Source organism: Streptomyces aureus (assembly GCF_001418135.1).
GTDB lineage: Bacteria > Actinomycetota > Actinomycetes > Streptomycetales > Streptomycetaceae > Streptomyces > Streptomyces aureus_A.
In genome coordinates this window covers 1-6518 of sequence record NZ_LIPQ01000147.1, presented here as the reverse complement: position 1 = coordinate 6518, position 6518 = coordinate 1, and the positions used below count along the sequence as shown (strand labels likewise).

The window sequence follows — 6518 nt, the reverse complement described above, 5'->3', positions numbered from 1 at the left end:
GCCGCCCAGAAGGGCCGCGGTCACCGCCCACCACATGCCCGGATCGTCGGTGTGCATCAGCCGGGCCAGGACCCCGCGGATCGACTGGTTGGCGGTCTCCTCGGCGAATCCCACCCGGCCGGTCTCGAACAGCGTCTCCGTCCAGAACCGCTTCGAGTCCGCCGGCAGCACGAGCGCCACGGCCAGCGTCGTCCCCAGGAACACCCCGGTCGCCGTCACCGCCGTGCGCAGCCAGGTGTTCCAGCTCCGGTCCCGGCGCCACAGCAGTACGCCCGCGACGAGCAGCAGGACCACGAAGAGCCCCGGTGTGAGCTTCACCGCGGTGGCCAGGCCGATGCCCAGACCGGCCCAGCGGCTGTCCCGGCGCCGGGTGAGGTCCCAGAGCACCGCCACCGCTATGAGCAGGTTGATCTGGCCGTACCGCAGGGTCGTCCACACCGGCTCGCACCAGACCACCACCGCGGCGACCCACAGTGTCGTACGCCACAGGTCCGTGCGCGACAGCGACGGGCGGACCAGCTGGAGCGACAGCTGCACCAGCGCGACCACCAGGAGCAGGTTCCCCGCGGTGGCCAGCGTCCGCATCACGGGCACGCTCACCAGGGTGAGCGGGACGAACAGCAGGGCCGCGAAGGGCGGGTAGGTCATGCCGAGGTTCGCCGAGGTCGCGCGCATCGCGTACAGGTCGCCGCCCGCCCTGACCGTCTCGCCCTCGGCCCGGTAGACCATCACGTCGAGCATGTTCACGTGGGCGAGGCGTTGCGCCACCCAGAAGGCCACGAACGAGAGCAGGCAGATCGCCGCGGCGGTGGCCAGGGGCCAGGGCCGGGCGCGGGTCTTGGAGAGCACGGAGACGGACACAGTCGGCGACCCTACCCGGCAGGTCAGGAGGGCCCGGAGAATCGATTTGGAGATCTGCCGGGGAGCCGGTTAATGTTCTGTCTGTCGCCGCGAGGGAAACCGAAACGGAGACGGAAAGCAAGGGGCTATAGCTCAGTTGGTAGAGCGCCTGCATGGCATGCAGGAGGTCAGGAGTTCAATTCTCCTTAGCTCCACAGAAAAGAAGCGGGTCACCCGGATCGGGTGGCCCGCTTCTTCGTCGTGCCGCTTCTCCGTTGTCCGGCCTCACCCGCTGCGGCTCCGCTCCGTGAAACGTCGGTGCGGCCCGCTCGGGCCCTGCGGTACCCTGGCGCCATGCGTGCCGTACGCCTTCTGCTTACCGAGCCGCGCTGATCAGTCCCGGCGGATGACAGACATCCGCCGGAGTCGGCGCGGCGTCCCCTCCTGTGCGAGGGGTTTTTTCATTTCACGGCAGTCCGTGGCAGTGGGCAGAGACGATCGATGGAGCTTCAAGGACCATGACCGAGATCAATACGGCCGCCGAGACGGCGGCCCCGCATCGCTACACGGCGGCCATGGCCGCCGACATCGAGGCACGCTGGCAGGACTTCTGGGACGCCGAGGGCACGTACGAGGCCCCGAACCCCACCGGTGACCTGGCGGGCGACCCCGCGATCGCCGCCCGGCCCAAGAAGTTCATCATGGACATGTTCCCGTACCCCTCGGGTGCGGGCCTGCACGTCGGCCACCCGCTCGGCTACATCGCCACGGACGTCTTCGCCCGCCACGCGCGCATGACCGGCCACAACGTGCTGCACACCCTCGGCTTCGACGCCTTCGGCCTGCCGGCCGAGCAGTACGCCGTGCAGACGGGCACGCACCCGCGTGTGTCCACCGAGGCCAACATGGAGAACATGAAGGTCCAGCTGCGCCGGCTGGGCCTGGGCCACGACAAGCGCCGGTCGTTCGCCACGATCGACCCCGAGTACTACAAGTGGACCCAGTGGATCTTCCTGCAGATCTTCAACTCCTGGTACGACGACGAGGCCGGCAAGGCCCGTCCGATCGCCGAGCTGATCGCGCAGTTCGAGAACGGCACGCGTGAGGTTCCCGGCACCACGCGCGCGTGGAGCGAGCTGACCGCCGCCGAGCGCTCCGACGTCCTGGGCGAGTACCGCCTGGCCTACGCCTCCGACGCGCCCGTCAACTGGTGCCCCGGCCTGGGCACGGTCCTGGCCAACGAGGAGGTCACCGCCGACGGCCGCTCCGAGCGCGGCAACTTCCCCGTCTTCAAGTCCAAGCTGCGCCAGTGGAACATGCGGATCACCGCCTACGCGGACCGGCTGCTCGACGACCTGGACGCGCTGGACTGGCCCGAGGCCATCAAGCTGCAGCAGCGGAACTGGATCGGCCGCTCCGAGGGCGCCCGCGTCGACTTCCAGGTCGGCGACACCGGTGCCATCACCGTCTTCACCACCCGCCAGGACACCCTGTTCGGCGCCACCTACATGGTCCTGGCGCCCGAGCACGACCTGGTCGAGAAGATCGTCCCGGCCACCTGGCCCGAGGGCACCCACGACGTGTGGACCGGCGGACACGCCACCCCGTCCGAGGCCGTCGACGCCTACCGCAAGCAGGCCGCCTCCAAGTCCGACGTCGAGCGGCAGGCCGACGCCAAGGAGAAGACCGGCGTCTTCACCGGCGCGTACGCGACCAACCCGGTCAGCGGCGAGCAGGTCCCGGTCTTCATCGCCGACTACGTCCTGATGGGCTACGGCACCGGCGCCATCATGGCCGTCCCCGCGCACGACAGCCGCGACTTCGCCTTCGCGCGCGCCTTCGAGCTGCCGATGCGCTGTGTCGTCGAGCCGAGCGACGAGCGCGGCACCGACCCCTCGACCTGGGACGACGCCTTCGCCTCGTACGAGGCCAAGCTGGTCAACTCCTCCAACGAGGACGTGGCGCTCGACGGCCTGGGCGTCGTCGACGCCAAGGCGAGGATCACCGCCTGGCTGGCCGACCGCGGCATCGGCGAGGGCACCGTCAACTTCCGCCTGCGCGACTGGCTGTTCAGCCGCCAGCGCTACTGGGGCGAGCCCTTCCCGATCGTCTACGACGAGGACGGCGTCGCCCACTCGCTGCCCGAGTCGATGCTGCCGCTGGAGCTGCCGGAGGTCGAGGACTACTCGCCGCGCACCTTCGACCCGAACGACGCGGACACCCAGCCGGAGACCCCGCTGTCCCGCAACGAGGACTGGGTCAACGTCACCCTGGACCTCGGTGACGGCGCCGGTCCGCGCCAGTACCGCCGCGAGACCAACACCATGCCCAACTGGGCCGGTTCCTGCTGGTACGAGCTGCGCTACCTGGACCCGCGCAACTCCGAGCAGCTGGTCGACCCCGCCGTCGAGCAGTACTGGATGGGCCCCCGCGAGGGCATGCCCACCGGTGGCGTCGACCTGTACGTCGGCGGCGCCGAGCACGCCGTGCTGCACCTGCTGTACGCGCGCTTCTGGTCCAAGATGCTGTTCGACCTGGGCCACATCTCCTCGGCCGAGCCGTTCCACAAGCTCTACAACCAGGGCATGATCCAGGCCTTCGTCTACCGCGACGCACGCGGGATCGCCGTTCCGGCGGCCGAGGTCGAGGAGCGCGACGGCGGCTTCTGGTACCAGGGCGAGAAGGTCAGCCGCGTCCTGGGCAAGATGGGCAAGTCCCTGAAGAACGCCGTGACGCCGGACGAGATCTGCTCCGAGTACGGCGCCGACACCCTGCGCCTGTACGAGATGGCGATGGGCCCGCTGGACGTGTCGCGCCCCTGGGACACGCGCGCGGTGATCGGCCAGTACAGGCTGCTGCAGCGGCTGTGGCGCAACATCGTCGACGAGTCGACCGGTGAGGTCACCGTCGTCGACACCGCGGCCGACGAGGACACGCTGCGCGCCCTGCACAAGGCGATCGACGGCGTCGCCCAGGACATGGTCGCGATGCGCTTCAACACCGCCATCGCCAAGATCACCGAGCTGAACAACCACCTGACGAAGTCCGGTGGCGCGCTCTCCCGGTCGGTCGCCGAGCAGCTGGTCCTGCTGGTCGCCCCGCTGGCCCCGCACATCGCGGAGGAGCTGTGGCGCAGGCTGGGCCACACCGACTCGGTGGTCCACCAGGGCTTCCCGGTCGCCGACCCCGCGTACGTCGTCGACGAGACCGTGACCTGCGTCGTGCAGATCAAGGGCAAGGTCAAGGCCCGCCTGGAGGTCTCACCGTCGATCACCGACGCGGAGCTCGAGACGCTGGCGCTGGCCGACCCGCACGTGGTCGCCGCGCTGGGCGGAGCCGAGATCCGCAAGGTGATCGTGCGGGCGCCGAAGCTGGTCAACATCGTCGCCGGCTGACGCACATAGGGATTTCCCCTACGGGCAGGTTGGGGGTTCCGATGGAACCCCTGGCCTGCCCGTTCCGTTTACCGTGGAGGAACCACATCCGTGGGAACCGGACGGACGCCGGAGGGGCGCACATGGAAGCCGCGATTATCACGATCATGGCGCTGCTCTTCTTGTCCTTCGTGGCGCTGGGGGTCTACGCCACGGTGAAGGCGGTCAAGGCCGCCAAGCGCGGCGTGGACCGCACGATCGACCAGGCCCGGCGCACCGTCGAGGACACCACGCTGCGCGCCAAGAGCTTCGGTCAGGCCGGGACGGCGGGCGAGCTGGCGCGACTGCGGCTCTCGCTGCGCACCTCGATGCGGGCCACCCAGGAGGCGCTGCAGGCCGGGGTCGGCGAGGACGCATCGCTGAAGGAGTCGCTGGAACTGTTCCACCGGCTCAGCGCGCACGGGCTCGAACTGGACGATGACCTCAAGCGGATCGAGCGGGAGCCCGACCGGGCCTGGGTGGCCGGACAGCTCGCCGACCTCACCGCGCGGACCGAGCGCATCACCAGCTCGGCCGACGCCCTGCGCCGCGCCGCCCGGGAGCGGGCCCTCAGGTTCGCCGAGGACGATCTGTCGTCGCTCAGCGCGCAGATCGACGTCGAGGCGGGTGCGCTGCGGCACTGGACGACGACGGGGCCGGAGACCACCTCCGGTACGCCGGGGGCCGCCGGGACCTCGGAGACGGGGCCTGGGGCGGCTTCCGGGAGCTCGGTGCCGGGCGGCCAGGGTGCCGCCTCCGGAAGCTCGCGGCCGGCGGCCGGCGGAGAGCCGTCCGCGATCACCGCGCCCGACCCCCGGCTGACCACCTACCCCTGGGAGAAGTCGGCCCGCCCGGAGACCACCACCTGACGAACCGCGGCGCGGAAGCCCGGCCGGGGCGCCGGGCGGGACGGGCGCCCGGTGGTGTCGGAGCGCTCACGGTGGGGGCCGGGCTGCCACACGCCGGTCTCGGCGGGTAACCTCCCGCTCATGTCCCGGCATGTCGCGATCGTCACCGATTCCACGGCCTACCTGCCACGCCAGACCAGGGAGCGGCACGCCATCACCACGGTCCCACTGACCGTCGTCATCGGCGACCGCGCCCTAGAGGAGGGCACCGAGGTCTCGGCCAAGACACTTGCCGAGGCCCTGCAGAAGAAGCGGGCCGTCACCACCTCGCGGCCCAGCCCCGAGATCTTCGCCGAGGCCTACCGTGCGGCCGCGGCGGCCGGCGCGAAGGGTGTCGTCTCCCTCCATCTCTCCGCCGAGGTCTCCGGGACCTACGACGCGGCCGTGCTCGCCGCGAAGGACGCTCCCGTGCCCGTACGGGTCGTCGACACCCGCATGATGGGCATGGCCCTGGGCTTCTGCGCCCTCGCGGCGGCCCAGGTCGCCGAGGCCGGCGGATCGCTCGACGAGGCCGTCGCGGCCGCCGAGAAGCGCGCTGCGGGCACCTCCGCCTACTTCTACGTCGACACCCTGGACTATCTGCGCCGTGGCGGGCGCATCGGGGCGGCGCAGGCGCTGCTCGGCTCCGCGCTCGCGGTGAAGCCGCTCCTCGAACTCGACGGCGGACGGATCGAGCTGCGGGAGAAGGTGCGGACGGCCTCGAAGGCCATCGCCCGGCTAGAGGAGATCGCCGTGGAGCGCGCCGGCTCCGGCCCCGTCGACATCGCCGTCCACCATCTCTCCGCGCCCGAGCGGGCCGCCGCGCTCGCCGACCGCCTCAAGGAGCGGGTGCCGGGCGTGGCGGAGCTGCACGTCAGCGAGGTGGGAGCGGTCATCGGCGCCCACACCGGGCCTGGGCTCCTCGCGGTCGTCGTCTCGCCGCGCTGAGTCCGCACGGGGGTGTTCGTCCCCCGGGGGAGTGACGGAGTTTTCCACAGCGCGGGCCCTGTCCACGGAACGTGGGTGAGTCCCGCACACGACGGCGGTGATTCCTACCGTCATCCGCATGACTCTTCGTACACGCATCTCATCGACCACCTCCGGCGTTCTCGGCACGACGGGCGCTCCGACCAGCGGTCCCGGCAGGACGCCGGGCTCCGACGGGAGGAGCCGCCCCGGAGCGCGTGGCGCGCCCCCCGGGCGGGTGAGGAGGCGGACCCGGGTGAGGAGGGTCGGCGTCGTTCCCGAGGCTGTCGTACGGCGGCGAGGGGATGATCTGTTCCCGGCAGCGGCAGCGGCGGCGGCCGATGAGGAGGCTGCGGCGGAGGACGCGGGCGCGGATCCGGCGGCGGAGGGGCGGGGATCTCCGCCGCCGGAT

At 71.0% G+C, this 6518-nt stretch carries 4 protein-coding genes and 1 tRNA gene; 4 read left to right on the top strand and 1 reads right to left on the bottom strand.

Translation table 11 applies throughout. The features are described from left to right. On the bottom strand, positions 1–861 hold an 861-nt coding region (locus AOK00_RS14365), incomplete at its 3' end, for a glycosyltransferase 87 family protein (RefSeq protein ID WP_159041761.1). A 121-nt stretch (positions 862–982) separates the two neighbouring features. Between AOK00_RS14365 and AOK00_RS14360 the strand changes: the two genes are divergently transcribed. From AOK00_RS14360 to AOK00_RS14345, 4 genes are all read left to right on the top strand, one after another. Beyond that, positions 983–1055 (top strand) — tRNA-Ala (locus AOK00_RS14360). Between the two features lie 303 nt (positions 1056–1358). Next, the gene (gene leuS, locus AOK00_RS14355) at positions 1359–4235 is read left to right on the top strand and encodes a leucine--tRNA ligase (protein WP_055600701.1); all 2877 of its coding nucleotides are present in this window, start codon (positions 1359–1361) and stop codon (positions 4233–4235) included. Between the two features lie 122 nt (positions 4236–4357). Beyond that, positions 4358–5122 carry a hypothetical protein gene (locus AOK00_RS14350; protein WP_055600700.1) on the top strand — a complete coding sequence of 255 codons (765 nt, stop codon included), beginning with the start codon at positions 4358–4360 and terminating at the stop codon, positions 5120–5122. A 120-nt stretch (positions 5123–5242) separates the two neighbouring features. After that, positions 5243–6088, top strand: a complete 846-nt coding sequence (locus AOK00_RS14345) for a DegV family protein (RefSeq protein ID WP_055600699.1) — start codon at positions 5243–5245, stop codon at positions 6086–6088. The last annotated feature ends 430 nt before the right edge of the window (positions 6089–6518 follow it).

Excerpts from the sequence above, each read along its gene's own strand:
- leuS (WP_055600701.1), top strand. The coding sequence starts at position 1,359 with ATGACCGAGATCAATACGGCCGCCGAGACGGCGGCCCCGCATCGCTAC.
- AOK00_RS14350 (WP_055600700.1), top strand. The coding sequence starts at position 4,358 with ATGGAAGCCGCGATTATCACGATCATGGCGCTGCTCTTCTTGTCCTTC.
- AOK00_RS14345 (WP_055600699.1), top strand. The coding sequence starts at position 5,243 with ATGTCCCGGCATGTCGCGATCGTCACCGATTCCACGGCCTACCTGCCA.